The sequence below is a fragment of the Persicobacter diffluens genome, assembly GCF_036244895.1.
Taxonomy (GTDB): domain Bacteria; phylum Bacteroidota; class Bacteroidia; order Cytophagales; family Cyclobacteriaceae; genus Persicobacter; species Persicobacter diffluens.
Genome location: NZ_BQKE01000001.1, coordinates 3,096,305 through 3,112,374, shown reverse-complemented (window position 1 = coordinate 3,112,374; position 16,070 = coordinate 3,096,305). Strand labels below are relative to the sequence as shown.

General features: G+C 45.8%; 10 protein-coding genes and 19 tRNA genes. 14 read left to right on the top strand and 15 right to left on the bottom strand.

Annotated elements, in window-relative coordinates; translation table 11 throughout:
* Nucleotides 1-351 (bottom strand): hypothetical protein, encoded by a 351-nt coding sequence (locus AAA970_RS12630; protein ID WP_338237397.1) that lies wholly within the window; start codon nt 349-351, stop codon nt 1-3.
* 127 nt (nt 352-478) lie between these two features.
* Between AAA970_RS12630 and AAA970_RS12625 the strand changes: the two genes are divergently transcribed.
* Genes AAA970_RS12625 through AAA970_RS12610 form a run of 4 tightly spaced genes read left to right on the top strand, consistent with a single transcriptional unit; the run spans nt 479 to nt 6,318 of the window.
* Nucleotides 479-3,448, top strand: a complete 2,970-nt coding sequence (locus tag AAA970_RS12625) for a serine hydrolase domain-containing protein (protein WP_338237396.1) — start codon at nt 479-481, stop codon at nt 3,446-3,448.
* Entirely contained in the window at nt 3,445-4,584 is a 1,140-nt protein-coding gene (gene bshA / locus AAA970_RS12620; RefSeq protein WP_338237395.1) for an N-acetyl-alpha-D-glucosaminyl L-malate synthase BshA, read from the top strand. The genes AAA970_RS12625 and bshA overlap by 4 nt, the downstream gene beginning before the upstream one ends.
* A gap of 43 nt (nt 4,585-4,627) precedes the next feature.
* On the top strand, nt 4,628-5,293 hold the full coding sequence (gene hxpB / locus AAA970_RS12615) for a hexitol phosphatase HxpB (protein WP_063790752.1): 666 nt from the start codon (nt 4,628-4,630) through the stop codon (nt 5,291-5,293).
* A gap of 2 nt (nt 5,294-5,295) precedes the next feature.
* Nucleotides 5,296-6,318: an alpha/beta hydrolase gene (locus AAA970_RS12610; protein WP_338237393.1), complete on the top strand. Its 1,023-nt coding sequence runs from the start codon at nt 5,296-5,298 to the stop codon at nt 6,316-6,318.
* A gap of 355 nt (nt 6,319-6,673) precedes the next feature.
* Here AAA970_RS12610 and AAA970_RS12605 read toward each other — a convergent pair.
* The 12 genes from AAA970_RS12605 to AAA970_RS12550 form a co-directional block, all read right to left on the bottom strand.
* A tRNA-Lys gene (locus tag AAA970_RS12605) sits at nt 6,674-6,746 on the bottom strand.
* Between the two features lie 29 nt (nt 6,747-6,775).
* Nucleotides 6,776-6,848 (bottom strand) — tRNA-Lys (locus tag AAA970_RS12600).
* 28 nt (nt 6,849-6,876) lie between these two features.
* Nucleotides 6,877-6,949, bottom strand: a tRNA-Lys gene (locus AAA970_RS12595).
* Nucleotides 6,950-6,977: 28 nt separating this feature from the next.
* Nucleotides 6,978-7,050, bottom strand: a tRNA-Lys gene (locus AAA970_RS12590).
* Between the two features lie 29 nt (nt 7,051-7,079).
* Nucleotides 7,080-7,152 (bottom strand) — tRNA-Lys (locus tag AAA970_RS12585).
* Between the two features lie 29 nt (nt 7,153-7,181).
* A tRNA-Lys gene (locus AAA970_RS12580) sits at nt 7,182-7,254 on the bottom strand.
* A 29-nt stretch (nt 7,255-7,283) separates the two neighbouring features.
* Nucleotides 7,284-7,356, bottom strand: a tRNA-Lys gene (locus AAA970_RS12575).
* Between the two features lie 29 nt (nt 7,357-7,385).
* A tRNA-Lys gene (locus AAA970_RS12570) sits at nt 7,386-7,458 on the bottom strand.
* A 30-nt stretch (nt 7,459-7,488) separates the two neighbouring features.
* Nucleotides 7,489-7,561, bottom strand: a tRNA-Lys gene (locus AAA970_RS12565).
* A 28-nt stretch (nt 7,562-7,589) separates the two neighbouring features.
* Nucleotides 7,590-7,662: transfer RNA gene (locus AAA970_RS12560), tRNA-Lys, on the bottom strand.
* Nucleotides 7,663-7,692: 30 nt separating this feature from the next.
* Nucleotides 7,693-7,765, bottom strand: a tRNA-Lys gene (locus tag AAA970_RS12555).
* Nucleotides 7,766-7,841: 76 nt separating this feature from the next.
* A tRNA-Lys gene (locus AAA970_RS12550) sits at nt 7,842-7,914 on the bottom strand.
* Between the two features lie 148 nt (nt 7,915-8,062).
* On the opposite strand from AAA970_RS12550, the gene AAA970_RS12545 reads away from it, so the two are divergent.
* The 3 genes from AAA970_RS12545 to AAA970_RS12535 all read left to right on the top strand — a co-directional run bounded on the left by AAA970_RS12545 (nt 8,063) and on the right by AAA970_RS12535 (nt 10,032).
* Nucleotides 8,063-8,788 carry a hypothetical protein gene (locus tag AAA970_RS12545; protein WP_338237391.1) on the top strand — a complete coding sequence of 242 codons (726 nt, stop codon included), beginning with the start codon at nt 8,063-8,065 and terminating at the stop codon, nt 8,786-8,788.
* 35 nt (nt 8,789-8,823) lie between these two features.
* Nucleotides 8,824-9,222 (top strand): hypothetical protein, encoded by a 399-nt coding sequence (locus AAA970_RS12540; protein ID WP_338237390.1) that lies wholly within the window; start codon nt 8,824-8,826, stop codon nt 9,220-9,222.
* Nucleotides 9,223-9,531: 309 nt separating this feature from the next.
* Nucleotides 9,532-10,032, top strand: coding sequence for a hypothetical protein (locus tag AAA970_RS12535; protein ID WP_338237389.1), 501 nt, complete (start codon nt 9,532-9,534; stop codon nt 10,030-10,032).
* An 86-nt stretch (nt 10,033-10,118) separates the two neighbouring features.
* Here AAA970_RS12535 and gcvP read toward each other — a convergent pair whose 3' ends face one another.
* Entirely contained in the window at nt 10,119-13,025 is a 2,907-nt protein-coding gene (gcvP, locus tag AAA970_RS12530; RefSeq protein ID WP_338237388.1) for an aminomethyl-transferring glycine dehydrogenase, read from the bottom strand.
* A gap of 323 nt (nt 13,026-13,348) precedes the next feature.
* Nucleotides 13,349-14,830: a Do family serine endopeptidase gene (locus tag AAA970_RS12525; protein WP_338237387.1), complete on the bottom strand. Its 1,482-nt coding sequence runs from the start codon at nt 14,828-14,830 to the stop codon at nt 13,349-13,351.
* A 436-nt stretch (nt 14,831-15,266) separates the two neighbouring features.
* Here AAA970_RS12525 and AAA970_RS12520 point away from each other — a divergent pair.
* From AAA970_RS12520 to AAA970_RS12490, 7 genes are all read left to right on the top strand, one after another.
* Nucleotides 15,267-15,340 (top strand) — tRNA-Asn (locus AAA970_RS12520).
* A 45-nt stretch (nt 15,341-15,385) separates the two neighbouring features.
* Nucleotides 15,386-15,459, top strand: a tRNA-Asn gene (locus AAA970_RS12515).
* A gap of 43 nt (nt 15,460-15,502) precedes the next feature.
* Nucleotides 15,503-15,576: transfer RNA gene (locus AAA970_RS12510), tRNA-Asn, on the top strand.
* Between the two features lie 44 nt (nt 15,577-15,620).
* Nucleotides 15,621-15,694: transfer RNA gene (locus AAA970_RS12505), tRNA-Asn, on the top strand.
* A gap of 44 nt (nt 15,695-15,738) precedes the next feature.
* Nucleotides 15,739-15,812, top strand: a tRNA-Asn gene (locus AAA970_RS12500).
* A gap of 43 nt (nt 15,813-15,855) precedes the next feature.
* A tRNA-Asn gene (locus AAA970_RS12495) sits at nt 15,856-15,929 on the top strand.
* A 41-nt stretch (nt 15,930-15,970) separates the two neighbouring features.
* A tRNA-Asn gene (locus AAA970_RS12490) sits at nt 15,971-16,044 on the top strand.
* The last annotated feature ends 26 nt before the right edge of the window (nt 16,045-16,070 follow it).

Genomic DNA, 16,070 nt, shown 5'->3' with positions numbered 1-16,070 from the left:
TTATAAACTGCCTTTTACTTTCATGTAAATATAAGCAGCAATAAAGATTCCGAAAAAATATAAGGCCCAATCTCCGTAGAACCAATAAATCGCCATGGTAACGGTTAAGCCCACTACCATCAATCCCTGCGCCATTCCGGCTTTAGGGCTGGTCGCCTTGCCCCGGCTGCGGTCAAAGCCCGCTCGAATATTGGCGGAATAGCGGTCTTTGTCACCATCCGCTTCCTCCTTCATTTGAGATGCTACAACTCTTCTCCTTTCCTCTACATATTCCTTAACCGGATCATAGTAGCGAGGCTTAATATGGAATTGTTGATGTTTCGGAGTTTTGAAGAGTGATGGAAGTCTCATAATTTTTTTTTGTTTGATGAGCGTAATGCAAATTTAATGATTTTGATTTAAACCGTAATCATCGCATTTTCGCTTCTGACGTAAAATTAGCGGATTATTCATTTTTGGTCAAAGTCTGAACCCCTCGATGAGAAAAAAAGTTAGTGTCTTCCTCCTTAGTGCCATTTTTTTATTAAAATTTATTGCGCAGGGGCAACCCAATATTTCCCAACATTGGGCCGATAGTGTTTATCAGGCCATGACGCCCGAGCAGCGCATAGGTCAGCTGTTCATGGTGGCGGCTTACTCTAATAAAGGGAGTGAAGAAAAAAAGATGATAGAACGTCTTATTTGTGACTATCATGTGGGTGGCTTGATATTTTTTCAGGGTGGCCCGGTGCGGCAGGTGAATTTACTGAACCATTATCAGCAAATGGCCCAAACTCCCCTGTGGGTAGGGATGGATGCCGAATGGGGCGTATCCATGCGACTGGACAGTGTGCCGTCTTTTCCAAGGCAAATGACTTTGGGGGCATTACCCAATGGTCAATTAGTGGAGGAAATGGGAGCCTTGGTGGCGGAGCAGTTTAAGCGACTAGGGATGCAGGTGAACTTTGCCCCGGTGGCGGACATTAATGTGAATCCGGCAAATCCGGTCATTGGCACCCGGTCTTTTGGGGAGAAAAGCTCCAATGTGACCCAAAAATCACAGGCTTACGTCAATGGGATGCAGCGCAATGGAGTGATGGCCAATGCCAAGCATTTCCCCGGTCATGGAGATACCGGAAAAGACTCTCACTATGCCTTGCCCGTTATTCCCTACGGACGCACCCGCCTGAATGAGGTGGAGCTTCAACCCTTCCGCAGCCTGATTCAGGGAGGTGTACAGTCGGTAATGGTGGGGCATTTGCAGTTGCCGCTGATCGACGATCGTCCCAATAGGCCGGCATCATTATCGGATAAAGTGATTAAAGGCATCCTTCGTCAGGATTTACGATTCGATGGGCTGGTCTTCACCGATGCCTTGAATATGGGAGCCGTAGCCAAAAATTTTGAGGTAGGGCAAGCCGAGGTGCAGGCACTGGTGGCTGGCAATGACGTCTTGCTTTTTCCTTCTAATGTGCCGAAAGCCATTGCCGCCATTCAGGATGCGCTAAAGGAAGGGGTTTTGGATTCCATCCAGCTGGAGACAAGTGTAAAGAAAATTTTAAGGGCCAAGGCCGATTATGGATTAAATAATTTTCAGCCTTTGTCCACTGTTGGTCTGGCGGAGGCCTTAAACACCCCTGCGGTGAAGGCTTTAAGATTTAAAATGTATGAGGAGGCCGTCACATTAGCGACAAACCGGGATGATTATTTGCCCATTCAGGTCCTGGATACGACCCAATTTGCTTATTTGGCCTTGAATAGTAAATCTCCCAAAGTGAAACTGGATGAATATCTGAACCGATATGCCGATGTGAAAAGTATGGCCCTGGCTCCCAAGAGTAGTTTGGAACAAATCCGAAAGGTGGAGGAGAAGTTGTCGAAATATGAAGTGATTGTGGTAGGGATTCATGGGATGAACAATTCCTCCAAAAGCAGGTATGGCATTCACCGGGAGCAGCAGTTGCTGATAGAGCGCCTGCAGCAGAAAGGACATCAGGTGATTACCGTAGCTTTCGGAAATCCATATGCTTTGCAGTACCTAACACCCATGCATCATCTGATTTGCGCTTATGATGAGGTGGAAGAAGCCTATCAGGCGGCCGCGGCCTTAATTTTCGGGGCCATTCCGGCCAAAGGTAAATTACCCGTTTCCGCAGGGGTTTTATTTCCTGCCGGTACAGGCCTGGGAACTCAATATTTGCGAAGGTTGCGTTCAGGGACACCTGAGATGGAAGGCATGAACCATCAGGTACTGGATAAAATTGACTCTATCGCTCAGCGTGCCATGGCATTGAAAGCGACTCCGGGCATGCAGGTGTTGGTGGCTCGTAACGGAAGAATTATTTTTGATAAGGCCTATGGCTATCATACTTATAATAAAAAGAAAAAGGTCAGAACCACCGATTTGTATGACTTGGCCTCCGTAACAAAAGTAGCCGCCACGAATCAGGTGATGATGTATCTCTATGGGCAGGGCCTGGTGGATATTGATAAAAAAGCCTCCGCCTATCTGCCGGAACTCAAAGGAACGAATAAAGAAAATATGATCCTCCGGGATATCTTGGCCCACCAGGCAGGCTTATTCGCTTATTATCCTTTTTGGGATTCCACCATGGTGGATAAAAAGCCTAATCCCCAGTTTTATTCAAAAGTACAAAAAACCAACTACCGGGTGCCGGTGTCATCAGGGCTATATGCCCTTAATCACTTGCCTGATTCCCTTTGGGCCTGGGCCGTGCAAAGCCCGCTGCGCCAAAAACCGGATAATCGCTTCAACAAACCCTTCAATTACCGGTATTCGGATATTGGCATGTACATGATGTATGAGTTGAGCAGTGATATTTTGAATCAGCCCATGGAGGAATTTATTGAAAATCAAATATATGCCAGTCTTGGGGCTACCTCTTTAGGGTTTCGCCCCAAAAACAGGGTGCCTGTTGCCCGGATAATACCTTCAGAGAAAGATACTTATTTTCGAAATACCCTCTTGGCCGGAGATGTGAATGATCCCCATGCGGCCATGCATGGAGGTGCCTGGGGACATGCCGGCCTGTTCGGAGATGCACTCGATTTAGCCAAGGTGATGCAGATGAATTTGCAGGGCGGCTATTATGGAGGCATCCGCTATTTTTCTCCTCAGGTAGTGGAGGAGTTTACGAAGCAACAATATCGGCAGAACCGAAGAGGGCTGGGCTGGGATAAGCCCCACCTGGAGAGTGCGCGCAAGAGTTCAGCAAGTAAGTATGCCAGCCGTGATTCTTATGGTCACTCCGGATTTACCGGTACATTAGTTTGGGCAGATCCGGAATATGAATTAGTTTATATTTTTCTGTCCAACAGAACATACCCAACATCCAGAAATAATAAATTATTGAAATATAACATTCGACCAGCCATACATGATCTGGTCTATGAATCGATAAACGATCGAACCGTAACAGACCAATACTTAAAGGAACAGACACCATGAAAATAGGAATAGTATGTTATCCGACCTATGGAGGTAGTGGGGTAGTGGCCACAGAACTGGGAAAAGCCCTTTCGATTGAAGGACACGAAGTGCATTTTATAACCTACTCCCAGCCTCGTAGATTAGACTTTTTCAATGAGAATCTATTTTACCACGAGGTCGGTATCCGCTCTTATCCTTTATTTAAATACCCACCCTATGAGTTGGCCCTGGCTTCCAAGCTGGTGGATGTGGTGAAGTATGAGCAGCTGGATATTTTGCATGTACATTACGCCATTCCCCACGCTTCGGCCGCTTTTATGGCCAAGCAAATACTGGCCGAGGAAGGGATCTTTATTCCCGTAGTGACTACCCTGCACGGGACCGATATCACCCTGGTGGGGAAAGATGCCACCTACGCCCCGGTAGTGACTTTCAGTATCAATGCTTCCGATGGTATTACCTCTGTTTCTGATGATCTGAGAAAAGACACCTTTTCACATTTCAATATCAAGAAAGAAATAGAGGTGATTCCGAATTTTATAGATTTGGCCCGCTTCAAAAAGCAACCCAAGGAGCATTTCAAAACCGCCATCTGTCCGCATGGGGAGAAGCTTTTGGTGCATACCTCCAACTTCAGAGCGGTGAAAAGGGTGAATGATGTCATCCGGGTATTTGATAAGGTGCGAGCAGAAATCCCCTGCAAGCTTTTGATGGTGGGAGATGGGCCGGATCGTCCGGAGGCAGAGGCGCTTTGTCGGGAGTTAGGCGCCTGTGCGGATATCCGCTTCCTGGGGAAGCTGGATGTGGTGGAAGAAGTACTGTCCGTGGCAGACCTGTTCATCATGCCTTCCGAGAAAGAATCTTTCGGACTGGCGGCATTGGAAGCAATGGCCTGTGAGGTGCCGGTGATCACCTCCAATGCCGGAGGAATTCCGGAATTGAATAAACATGGGTATTCCGGATTCTTGTCAGATGTAGGTGATGTGGAGGATATGGTGAAAAATACTTTAACCATCCTGAAAGATGAGAATTTACCTACCTTTAAGGCCAACGCCCTGGCCAGAGCGAAGGAGTTTGATATTTCTAATATCCTGCCGAAATATGAGGCCTATTATGAGCAGGTAATGGAAGCCTTTAAAAATAAAGTATCTTAATGCAAGGGAGATTTTTTCTCCCTTTTTTCATAATTCAAAAACCGTGATAAAAGCAGTAATATTCGATATGGATGGCTTGCTGATAGATTCAGAGCCACTTTGGCGGGAAGCCATGATTGAAATTTTTAATAAAGTAGGGGTGCCTATGACCTGGGAGAGTGCTCAGCAAACCATGGGCCTGCGCACGGATGAAGTGATTGCCTATTGGTACCGCAAGTACCCCTGGGAAGGTAAAAGTCAGGAAGAAATAAAAGAAGAAATCCTGCAGGAAGTGGACCGTTTGGCCTGGGAAAAGGGTGAAACCCTGCCCGGTGTTCATCAGACCATCGCTTTTTTCAAAGAAAAAAAGTTGCCTATGGCCCTGGCTTCTTCTTCTCCTATGCAATTGATTACCTCTTTCGTTAAAAAGATGGGCATAGGAGCGCATCTCCAAATATTACGTTCGGGTATGCAGGAGGAGTACGGAAAGCCGCATCCTTCCGTATTTATTAGTACAGCTAAGGAATTAGGTGTCCATCCGGATGAATGCCTGGTATTTGAGGATTCCTTCCATGGATTGGTGGCCGCCAAAGCAGCCAAAATGTTAGCAGTGGGAGTGCCGGAAGAAAATATGAAAGGGAATCCTAAATTCCAGATTGCCGATGTTTTATTAAATTCTTTAGAAGATTTCAACGAAGAAGTGTTTAACACTTTAGCAAACCAACATTAAGCATGAAAAAGAGCCAAAAGCTAGTATTTGGAGGGTTGGCCGTGATGTTGATAGGAACATATTTTATGGGGCCACAGGCGCCCAAGCCAGAGCTGGATCCTAAGATCACCAGCTTGCCGGCCATGACGCCGGGGCAGGTAGAAGCCAGTGTGCGCAAAGCGGAGGAGTCGGTGCCCAATATTCGCCCCAATAATGAGGCGGAAATCGTTTGGGCCAATGACAGCCTGAAGCAAAAAACACCCTGGGCGGTGGTGTATTTACATGGCTTTTCGGCCAGCCGCTACGAAGGGATGCCTACGCATCGGGACTTCGCCAAACGTTACGGCCTGAACATGTATTTGGCACGATTGGATGCGCATGGTTTGCAGTCCGAAAATCCGCTCTTAGAGATGTCTCCGGAAGGAATGGTGAATTCCGCTAAGCGCGCCATTTCCATCGGAAAGCAATTAGGCGAAAAGGTGTTGGTGATGTCTACTTCTACTGGCGGAACCCTAGGCCTGTATTTAGCGGCCAATAATCCGGAGATGATTGATGCTTTGGTTTGCTATTCCCCTAATGTGGATATCGCAGACCCAACCTCCAAAATGCTGACTAAGCCTTGGGGGCTGGAGATGGCCAAACTGGTGATGGGCTCAGATTTTCGTGATACCGGCGGTACGGAGGAGGAAGGGAAGTATTGGGATAATAAATATCGGGTGGAGGCTCTGGTAGCACTTCGTTCGTTAATGGATGCGACCATGACCAAATCCACCTTTGAAGCCATTACCCAACCCACCTTTGTGGGCTACTATTATAAAGATAAAGATCATCAGGATGAGACTGTTTCGGTAGCTTCTATTTTAAAAATGTATGAAGAATTGGGAACGCCGGAGGGGCAAAAAGTGAAACAAGCTTTCCCCGAGGCAGGAAATCATGTCATTGCCGGTCAAACTTTCAGTAAGGATGTAAAAGGAGTGGAACAAGCGACATTTAAGTTTGCAGAGGAGGTGCTGAAAATGAAACCGATAAGCGAACAAGCCAGTTAAGCTCACGTGCTAAACGCCGGATCTGAAAAGGTTCGGCGTTTTTTTTTATCCCGATTTAGGTATGCTAAAATCCATGTTCAGCTGCTAAGCGGGAAAAATGACAAAATAGTCCCTTGTATTCGGAGGCTGGGGCCCCACGGCAAGCGTGGCGGGCTTTCGGCGGTCGCTTTTTTCGGAGGGAAGCACCGCTTATTATTCAGGGATTACTTGCCGAAAAAGAGCTCCACAAACGGCTGACGCCTCCGCCTCTATCCCTGGCCCAAAGACTTTGTGCCTTGTCCTGAAAGCGGTGCGTCGGTTATTGCTAATGATTATCCAAAACAAGAAAAGCCAGCTCTTTCGAACTGGCTTTCGGTGATTCGGCTGGGGCTCGAACCCAGGACCCTCTCCTTAAAAGGGAGATGCTCTACCAACTGAGCTACCGAATCGGGCGTGTTAACGCGGATTTATTAGGTTGTGATTCGGCTGGGGCTCGAACCCAGGACCCTCTCCTTAAAAGGGAGATGCTCTACCAACTGAGCTACCGAATCGTTCGCTATTGCGAAATTATTTTAAAAGTGATTCGGCTGGGGCTCGAACCCAGGACCCTCTCCTTAAAAGGGAGATGCTCTACCAACTGAGCTACCGAATCGTCCGCTATTGCGAAATTATTTTAAAAGTGATTCGGCTGGGGCTCGAACCCAGGACCCTCTCCTTAAAAGGGAGATGCTCTACCAACTGAGCTACCGAATCGTTCGCTAATGCGAAAGTATTTTAGAAAGTGATTCGGCTGGGGCTCGAACCCAGGACCCTCTCCTTAAAAGGGAGATGCTCTACCAACTGAGCTACCGAATCGTTCGCTGATGCGAAAGTATTTTTAGAAGTGATTCGGCTGGGGCTCGAACCCAGGACCCTCTCCTTAAAAGGGAGATGCTCTACCAACTGAGCTACCGAATCGTTCGCTGATGCGAAATTATTTTAGAAAGTGATTCGGCTGGGGCTCGAACCCAGGACCCTCTCCTTAAAAGGGAGATGCTCTACCAACTGAGCTACCGAATCGTTCGCTGATGCGAAAGTATTTTTAGAAGTGATTCGGCTGGGGCTCGAACCCAGGACCCTCTCCTTAAAAGGGAGATGCTCTACCAACTGAGCTACCGAATCGTTCGCTGATGCGAAGAGTATTTTTAGAAGTGATTCGGCTGGGGCTCGAACCCAGGACCCTCTCCTTAAAAGGGAGATGCTCTACCAACTGAGCTACCGAATCGTTCGCTGATGCGAAATTATTTTAGAAGTGATTCGGCTGGGGCTCGAACCCAGGACCCTCTCCTTAAAAGGGAGATGCTCTACCAACTGAGCTACCGAATCGTTCGCTGATGCGAAGAGTATTTTTAGAAGTGATTCGGCTGGGGCTCGAACCCAGGACCCTCTCCTTAAAAGGGAGATGCTCTACCAACTGAGCTACCGAATCAATTTATGGTCTGAAATATGACTATATTAAGGAAGAAAAAGTTGTGCCATTTTTTCTTAACTGATCATATTTTTTGTGATTCGGCTGGGGCTCGAACCCAGGACCCTCTCCTTAAAAGGGAGATGCTCTACCAACTGAGCTACCGAATCGTGGAATAAAACGGTCAATAAAAAATCCGAGGTGAACTTCGGATTTAAGGAGCAAACCTGCATATTTGAAGCAGTGTTTGTTTTTCGATTCGTTCTTTCCGTAATTGGACTGCAAATGTAGTAGGTTATGTTTTAATCACAAAGTTTGGTGAAGAAAATTATCTTGTTTTTTGGCGTTTTTTTATGCCTTTCGGTGCAATCTTTTGGTTCCCAATCAGCTAGCGAGCGATTGAATTTAGGGGACAGTTTGTTTAGTGAGAAGCGATATTCAGAAGCTTTTGAACAATATCAAGAAATTCTTATTGATCAACAGCAGGTCAGTGAAGTAATGCTATTGAAAATGGCTTACATCCGGGAGGGAGTGAAGGATTGGGGCAGTACAATGTACTACCTGAATTTGTATTATAACCGTACCCTGGATAAATCGGTCCTCAAAAAAATGGGCGAAATAGCCAAGAAGGAGGGACTACAAGGCTATGATTATAATGATCAGGTCTTTTTTTCTAATTTGTACCAGAAAAATTATAATTTGGTCAATGTAGTTATCCTGTTCATTATTGGAGGATTTTTGGTAGGGTTTTTGTTTTACAAAGATCGAAGCCCCGGGGGGAAATGGACTTTTGCGGCTTTACTGGCTTTTTTCTTAATGCTTTGGGGCCTGGAGGTGAATATTTCTGCCGGGGAAGGCAAGCAAGCCATTACGTCTTTTTCGAAAAGTATGTTAATGGATCAGCCTTCAGCAGGTGGGGATTTGGTGGAAACCATTCCTGCGGGCTACCGATTGGATGTATTGGGAAAAGAGGATGTTTGGTTGAAAGTCGCCTGGAATGGGGAGGTTTTGTTTCTGAAAGAGACCAACGCTAGGCTTTTGTAAGTAAATGTTTTTTGACACCATTTAAACCAATAAATATGAAAAAGGGAATTTTGCTCAGCATAGCTTTGTGTCTTTTTGCACTAGTATCCTTTGCGCAGAAATTTAAGGTAGATCCGCGCACTGAGCTATTGGCGAAAAAGAAATGGAAAATTGTTCGGGTAGATGGAAGATACGATGATCGCTTCCAGATGGGCGAGACCCTGGATTTCCATCGTGATGGCCGATTCTATTTTGAGGGGACCAAAAACCCGTATGCGCATGGGGATTGGGTAATGGACGGAAAATATTTAATTCTGCAATACAAAGATCAGGAAGATCACGCAACCATCTCTGAGCGCATGCAGATCAAAAAGTTAAAAGATGATCAATTGGTGCTCAAAACCTTTAAGGTGAAGTCCAAGGGATGGCAAAAGCATACGCTTTATCTGAGGTAAGCGAAAAAATAATATATAGCAATCAGAGGAGGCCCGGGCAATTTGTTCGGGTTTTTTTATGGCCTGACCCCTCTTGAATCATTGACCTTAAGTACTAGCATTTCGATTTCATTTATTATATATTTAATGGATATAGTACAAAAACACAACTATGATCCGTTATTTTATCTTGGTTTTTTTGCTGATTTTTTCCCTAAACAGTCTTGCTCAAGATTCCCAGCAAGCGCATCAGCAAGGCGATGGGTTTGCGCAATCTAGTAAAGCCTGGCTACGAAATTTTAAGGTTTCAGCAGGAATATCGGGGGCCTATTGGCATACAAGTACTCAACTAAGTGGGGCCTTCCTTCCCTATCAACTAATTATAGTCGAGCCATTTTTGCGCAAACATTACAATTAGCCTATGGTCTGGACTGGAGAGGTTGGCAAATTGGCCTTGCTGTAGACAATTACCTGTATTTAAATCAACCATTAACATCCTCATTAGGAGATGGGATGGGGGCCGGAGAGACACCTTTTGGCCTGGTGAATCTTTATTTGAGCCTTGGTTATAAAATCATCAACAATAAGCATTACCAGATGATTCCCGCTGTTGGTTTTGGTACTTATTGGGATTATGATGTATCGGAAAGGAAGAGTAGTCAGCGCACAAGCCAGCACCGTTTGGTCAAAGTAGCCCTCAACAATCGCTTCAAGGGCAACAAAATTAATTATTTCATCAAAGCCTACTATATGCGCAATGCTTTTAACAATTCCGCTAACTATAGAAATAGTTGGAATAATTTCGGTTTGGAAGTTGGGATAGATATTTAATCAAAAATCCCCAATACTGTAATTAAAAAAAAACAGTTATTGGGGATTTCTTAATTCTTCTTATTTCGTGCTTTAGCTGATACTTTCTAAGCTTCTACTTCCTCCGCATAGTCACTAACCGGAATACAAGAACACATCAGGTTACGATCTCCGAAGGCATTGTCAATACGACGAACAGAAGGCCATATTTTAGCAGCCTTCACATAATCTAATGGGAAGCCTGCTTTCTCACGGCTGTAGGGTAATTCCCACTGATCAGCAGCCACCATCGCTTGCGTGTGTGGCGCATTTTTCAGGACATTATTCTCCTTATCCGCAATGCCGTCTTCCACTTCTTTAACTTCCGCGCGGATGCCGATCAAAGCTTCGCAGAAACGATCCAATTCTTCCAGCGATTCTGATTCCGTTGGCTCGATCATTAAAGTTCCGGCTACCGGGAAAGAAACGGTCGGAGCGTGGAAGCCATAGTCCATCAGGCGCTTGGCAATATCTTCCACCTCAATGCCCAGCGGCTTAAACTGACGGCAATCCACAATCAATTCGTGTGCATTGCGACCATTGGCACCTACATACAACACCGGATAGTGGTCTTTCAAACGGGCCTGAATGTAGTTCGCATTCAAAATGGCCAGTTTAGTGGCATTGGTTAGCCCCTCAGCGCCCATCATGGCGATGTAAGCATAGGAGATTGCCAATACTCCTGCAGAACCCCATGGAGCAGAAGAAATCGCCGTAATGGCTTTCTCTCCACCAGCTTCAGCCACTAATGGGTTACCTGGAAGGAAAGGAACCAAATGTGCTGCCACGCAGATCGGGCCGATACCCGGGCCACCACCACCATGCGGAATAGCAAAAGTTTTATGCAGGTTCAGATGGCAAACGTCCGCGCCAATATTAGCAGGAGAAGTGAGTCCTACCTGCGCATTCATGTTGGCGCCATCCATATAAACCTGACCGCCATTTTCATGAATAATATTACAAATCTCAATGATGGATTCCTCATACACGCCATGTGTGGAGGGATAGGTAATCATCAAAGAAGAAAGATCGTCCTTATGCGCTTCTGCTTTCTCGCGAAGGTCAGCCACATCAATGTTTCCTGCTTCATCACAAGCGACCAACACGATCTTCATGCCAGCCAATGCCGCAGAAGCCGGATTGGTTCCGTGAGCAGAAGTCGGGATGATACAGATGTTACGATGGCCCTCGCCACGGTCCTCATGGTAGGCTTTGATGACCATCAGTCCGGCGAATTCCCCTTGTGCACCTGAATTTGGCTGAAGGGAAGTGCCGGCGAATCCGGTGATTTCATTCAGCCAGGCTTCCAGGTTTCGGAAAATCTCGAAATATCCCGCTGTCTGTGATGCAGGAGCGAAAGGGTGGATAGTTGCCAATTCCGGCCAGGTGATGGGCGCCATCTCCGCAGTGGCGTTCAGTTTCATGGTGCAGGATCCCAAGGAAATCATGGAGTGTACCAAGGAGATATCCTTATTCTCCAATCGCTTCATATAACGCAACATCTCATGCTCCGAGCGGTAATCATGGAACACCGGATGCGTCATGTATTCACTGCTACGTTGCAGGTGTGCCGGCCACTGCATTTCCAAAGCTTCTGCGGCTGCCTGAAGATCGAAAGCATTGGCGTCAGCGTTTTTCGCAGCAGCAAAGATTTCGATCACCTCCAACAGGTCTTCCATCTCGGTGGTTTGGTTCAGGGCCACACCCACGGAATCAGTAGTGTATCGAAAGTTGATGCCTTTTGCTTCCGCAGCTTCACGAATTTGTGAAATTTCTGTCGGGGAAGCAGCAACTTTCAATGTATCGAAATAATTTTCATTCAATTGCTGGTAACCGAATGCCTTTACTGCCTGCTCCAATAACTGGGTATGTCCGTGGATATTGGTGGCAATGGTTTTAATGCCTTCCGGTCCGTGGTAGACGCCATACATACCGGCGATGACCGCCAATAATACCTGAGCGGTACAAATGTTGGACGTCGCACGCTCCCGCTTAATGTGCTGCTCCCGCGTCTGCAAAGCCATACGGTAAGCCTTATTGCCATCACGGTCCTGAGAAACCCCAATGATACGGCCCGGAATCTGACGCTTAAAGGCATCCTTGGTGGCGAAGAAAGCAGCGTGAGGACCTCCAAAGCCTAGTGGGACACCGAATCGCTGGCTGGTTCCTACCACCACATCGGCTCCCCATTCACCAGGAGGAGTTAATAAGGTCATGGCCAAAAGGTCTACTGCTACCGCTACAAACTGACCGTTTTCTTTGGCCGCCTTTGCTACTGCAGGGTAGTCATTGATATTGCCTTCCTGATTAGGGTATTGGAGTAAAATCCCGAAGAATGTTTCATCCTTAGCATCATATTTAGCTACATCATCCACTACTAATTCAATGCCGATTGGGTTGGATCGGGTTTTTAGAATGGACAGGGTTTGCGGCAATACATGCTGATCCACGAAGAACTTCGTGGCTGTTTTTTTCTGTTTGCCCTTACGAGAGGCAAAAAGCATGGACATGGCCTCCGCAGCGGCGGTACCCTCATCAAGCAAAGAAGCGTTGGCTAATTCCATACCGGTAAGGTCAGTGACCATGGTTTGGAAATTAATCAACGCTTCTAATCTTCCTTGTGCGATTTCTGCCTGATAGGGCGTGTAGGCAGTGTACCAGCCCGGATTCTCCAGTATATTTCGCTGAATAACACCCGGCGTGATGCTGTTGTGGTAGCCCAAACCAATATAGGAGCGGTATACCTTATTTTTTTCCGCTATCGCTTTAAACGACTTTAAAAAGCCGTGCTCAGTCTGAGCAGCAGGAAGGTCCAGTGGATTCTTCAGGCGAATCGCCGCAGGAATGGTCTCGTCAATCAACTGCTCGATATTCTCCACCCCAATACGGTCCAGCATTTTTTTGGTCCGGATTTCTCTTGAGCCATTGTGGCGACGCTCAAAGCGATCAGCTTCGGTTAGTCGAATCTTCGTCATTTTTGTTCTACGAATAAGTGATTTAAAATGAGCTAAAAAAATAAAGCACCCCGGTTTCCAATTGCCAGTAGGGTGCAGCTTTAATGGTTTTTTTTGGATTACCGAAAGGTAAACCCCATGTGCAAGCAAAAATAATTAATTTTAAGAAGGAAAGGTTTAAATAAAACACAAAAATGTGCTCTACGTCATAATTTTTCCTGATGTGCTAATAGAATGGACTTAAAATCGTCTTGCTTTCAAAATAAATCGACTTTTGCTGTCAAAAATGAAAAAGGCCCGAGCGTTTGCTCAGGCCTAAACAGTTTAATTTAAAACGATTAGATTTACCAGCCTAGGGCATAGTATACCGGGTCGCCATCTTCATATTGACCAGTGATCAGGATGCCTCCGGATTTAGAAGATAATACCCTGGAAAGTTCTTCCGTATTCCGGATCGGGCGCTTATCTACCTGTGTAATCACAAAGCCTTCTTTAATGCCTGCATTTTTAAATTTACCGGATTTAAGGCTCACGATCTTGGCGCCGCCTTCCACATTCAGCGCTTCCAGTTCTTTAGGATTCAGGTTAGCAAAAGTAGCTCCTTCAATGGCGGTGGATCCTGCGTATTTCACCACGGAGGTTTCTCCCATCATATTTTTCAGGGTAACCGTCGTTGATTTTTCTGATTTACCTCGCTTGAATACCACTTTAACCTTATCACCAGGGCGATGACGAGCGATAGACTCCTGCAGGTCGGCTACATTATTGGTTTTGGAATCATCAATTTTCAAAATTACATCACCTTTTTCCAGTCCACCGTCCTTGGCTGCGGAATTTTCATTCACCTCCGCGACAAACACCCCCTGCACTTCATCCAGTCCCTCTTCCTTGGCCAATTCAGCATCCACAGGACGAATCTGAACCCCCAATAGGGCGCGTTGTACAATTCCAAACTCTTTAAGGTCCGCCGTAACTTTTTCCACTATAGAAGCCGGTACTGCAAAAGAATATCCCGCATAAGAGCCGGTAGGGGAGGCAATGGCCGTATTTACTCCAATTAATTCCCCTTTTAAATTTACCAGGGCGCCGCCGGAATTACCCGGGTTTACCGCTGCATCAGTCTGAATGAATGATTCGATCCCATACTGGTTTCTGGAAATATTGATGTTTCGACCTTTGGCGGAAACGATCCCTGCGGTCACGGTAGAGTTCAGCTCAAAAGGATTCCCCACTGCCAGGACCCATTCTCCTACTTTAATGTTATCAGAATCCCCCATTCTGACAAAAGGTAAATTGCTTTCATCAATTTTGAGTACCGCTAAATCAGTAGTAGGATCCGTGCCAATGACTTTCGCATCAAAGCTTCGGTTATCATTCAGAACCACCTTTACCTCTGAAGCGTTGTCAATCACGTGATTGTTGGTGACGATATAACCATCATCCGAGATAATTACCCCCGATCCTGAAGCTTGCCCCTGACGGGGAGATTGTTGTCTTGGTTCAAAACCGAACTCTCTGAGCCAGTCTTCCATGGGGCTTCTTCTACCACCATAACCTGAAGTATTTTGAGTGATGGTGGATTTAATGTGCACCACACAAGGGGTGGTGGCTTCTGCGGCAGCAACAAAATTCAAGCCTGCCGGAACTTCCATATCCGTTTCTGCCAGAAAATTGGTCAACTTAACGTGATGCTCTTTGGCGGTTTCACTATTGGAAGCAGGTGTCGCGTTTTGCTGAGGGGACACCAAATGGAATCCGCCCACTGCGATGACTCCTCCCAAAAGGGAGGCTGCAAAAAGTGCTAAAAATAATTTGCGGTTACTCATGGTGAATATTTTTAAATTGCTAATGCTATTTTTGATTAAATTTCGTCAAAACTTACGCCATTATTCAGAAAAGGGTTAAAACCTTAACATATTTTAACAGGAAGGTGGCCATAATCTACAAATATTGTTTAGTAGAATCTTAGCAATGTAATATTTGGCGCAGCTTAATGTCGAATTGTCATTGGTATACTGCCATTTTAAACTTCTTGTGCATTATTTTGTCAGACCGGTGTCCTTGAAAAATTCCTTTACCCAAATCAGGCGGCTGAAAAAAAAATCAGACCGAATAAAATTGAAAATGAAGCTATTGCCTCAGTGGGGGACTTTTTGAGAAAAAAATTGTTTGCCCATGCTTGCATAATTAAAGGTGATCATGCACCTTTGCATTCCGTTAAGACAAGGCGCCGATAAGGCGGCAGGAACACGGAATATAAATTCCCGAGTAGCTCAGTTGGTTAGAGCATCTGACTGTTAATCAGAGGGTCGTTGGTTCGAGCCCAACCTCGGGAGCAAAATTTGCCAAAAGTGGTAGATTAAAGAAAATATTTGGTTTAATCCCGAGTAGCTCAGTTGGTTAGAGCATCTGACTGTTAATCAGAGGGTCGTTGGTTCGAGCCCAACCTCGGGAGCAAATATTTGCCAAATTGGTAGATTGAAAAAATATTGGTTTAATCCCGAGTAGCTCAGTTGGTTAGAGCATCTGACTGTTAATCAGAGGGTCGTTGGTTCGAGCCCAACCTCGGGAGCAATATTTGCCAAATTGGTAGATTGAAAAATATATTTGGTTTAATCCCGAGTAGCTCAGTTGGTTAGAGCATCTGACTGTTAATCAGAGGGTCGTTGGTTCGAGCCCAACCTCGGGAGCAAAGATTTGCCAAAAGTGGTAGATTGAAAAAATATTGGTTTATTCCCGAGTAGCTCAGTTGGTTAGAGCATCTGACTGTTAATCAGAGGGTCGTTGGTTCGAGCCCAACCTCGGGAGCAATATTTGCCAAAAATGGTAGATTGAAAAATATTTGGTTTATTCCCGAGTAGCTCAGTTGGTTAGAGCATCTGACTGTTAATCAGAGGGTCGTTGGTTCGAGCCCAACCTCGGGAGCAAAATTTTGCCAATAGGTGAATTTTATTTGATAAACTGAATCCCGAGTAGCTCAGTTGGTTAGAGCATCTGACTGTTAATCAGAGGGTCGTTGGTTCGAGCCCAACCTCGGGAGCAAAAAAAAGCCGGTCTGTTTCAGAT